General features: G+C 63.1%; 1 protein-coding gene. It reads right to left on the minus strand.

Translation table 11 applies throughout. The features are described 5' to 3' along the window. Positions 1 to 1,908 (minus strand): excinuclease ABC subunit UvrA (gene uvrA, locus R3355_RS24240; RefSeq protein WP_318963688.1); only part of this gene is annotated, 1,908 nt, incomplete at both ends.

The following is a 1,908-nucleotide window of genomic DNA, read 5'->3' on the forward strand; positions in this document are numbered from 1 at the left end:
CCCTCGATGCTGCGGTAAGGCGCGGGCTGGCTGACGGTGGCCTTGTTCAGCTCCCGATGGGCGATGGGGAACAGGGTGTTGTTGACCAGCGTCGACTTGCCCGAGCCGGACACGCCGGTGACACAGGTCATCAGCCCCAGCGGCAGCTTCAGCTCGACGTTCTGCAGGTTGTTGCCATTGGCGCCGCTCAGCGTGAGCCAGTGCTCACCCACCGGGGTGCGTTGATTCGGGATGGCGATGGATTCCCGGCCCGACAGGTAGGCGCCGGTGAGTGAGTCCGGGTTGGCCATCACCTCGGCCGGGGTGCCCTGGGCCACGATCTCGCCGCCGTGTACGCCGGCGCCGGGGCCGATATCCAGCACATAGTCGGCGGCGCGAATGGCGTCTTCGTCGTGTTCCACCACGATCACTGTGTTGCCCAGATCCCGCAGGTGGGTCAGGGTCGACAGTAGTCGTTCGTTGTCGCGCTGGTGCAGGCCGATGCTGGGTTCATCGAGCACATACATGACCCCCACCAGGCCGGCGCCAATCTGGCTGGCCAGCCGAATACGCTGGGCCTCGCCGCCGGACAGGGTATCGGCGCTGCGCGACAGGGTCAGGTAGTTGAGGCCGACGTTGACCAGAAAGCCCAGCCGGGCCACTATTTCCTTGAAAATCTTGTCGGCGATCTGCGCCTTCTGTCCGGTCAGCTCCATACCGGTGAAGAAGGCGTGGGCCTCGCCGATGGCCATGTCGGCGACCTGGGGCAGGGTATGACCGGCCACAAACACGTTGCGCGGGCCCTCTTTCAGGCGGGTGCCGCTGCAACCGGGGCAGGCGCGGTGGCTCTGGTATTTGGCCAGTTCTTCCCGCACCGAGTTGGACTCGGTTTCCCGGTAGCGGCGCTCCATGTTGTGCAATATGCCTTCGAACGGGTGCTTGCGCACCAGTACATCGCCGCGGTCGTTCATGTACTTGAATTCGATGCTGGTACGGCCGGAGCCGTACAATACTGCCTGCTGTATCGCTTGCGGCAGCTCCTGATAGGGTACTTCCAGATCGAAGTCGTAATGCTCGGCCAGGGACTTGAGCATCTGGTAGTAGTAATAGCTGCGCTTGTCCCAGCCGCGAATGGCACCGCCGGACAGACTCAGCTCCGGGTTGCTGATCACCTTGTCCGGATCGACGATCTGCTGCACACCCAGGCCGTCGCAGCTGTCGCAGGCACCGGCCGGGTTGTTGAACGAGAAGATGCGCGGCTCCAGCTCGGCAATGGAATAGCCACACTCGGGGCAGGCGAAATTGGCGGAAAACACCAGGCCGGAATCATTGGCGTCGTCCATCGACACCACAGAGGCGATGCCGCCGGAGAGCTCCAATGCCGTTTCGAACGATTCCGCCAGTCGCAGCTGCAGATCGTCGCGCACCTTGAAGCGATCCACCACCACTTCTATGGTGTGTTTCTTTTGCAGCTCCAGCGTGGGCGGATCCGACAGGTCGCAGACCTCGCCGTCGATGCGGGCGCGAATAAAGCCCTGGGCGGAGAGATTGTCGAGCAGCTTGCTGTGCTCGCCCTTGCGGTTGCGGACCACCGGCGCCAGCAGCATCAGTCGTGCGCCCTCCGGCTGTTCCATCACCTTGTCGACCATCTGGCTGATGGTCTGCGCCGCCAGCGGCAGCGAATGGGTCGGGCAGCGGGGCTCGCCCACTCGGGCGAACAGCAGACGCAGGTAGTCGTAGATTTCGGTAATGGTGCCGACGGTCGAGCGCGGATTGTGGGAGGTCGACTTCTGCTCGATGGAGATGGCCGGTGACAATCCTTCGATATGATCCACGTCCGGTTTTTCCATCAGTGAGAGAAACTGGCGGGCGTAGGCGGAAAGCGACTCTACGTAGCGCCGCTGGCCCTCGGCATAGAGGGTATCGAAG

Source organism: Pseudomonas sp., assembly GCF_033723075.1.
In the GTDB taxonomy this organism is placed as follows: domain Bacteria; phylum Pseudomonadota; class Gammaproteobacteria; order Pseudomonadales; family Pseudomonadaceae; genus Aquipseudomonas.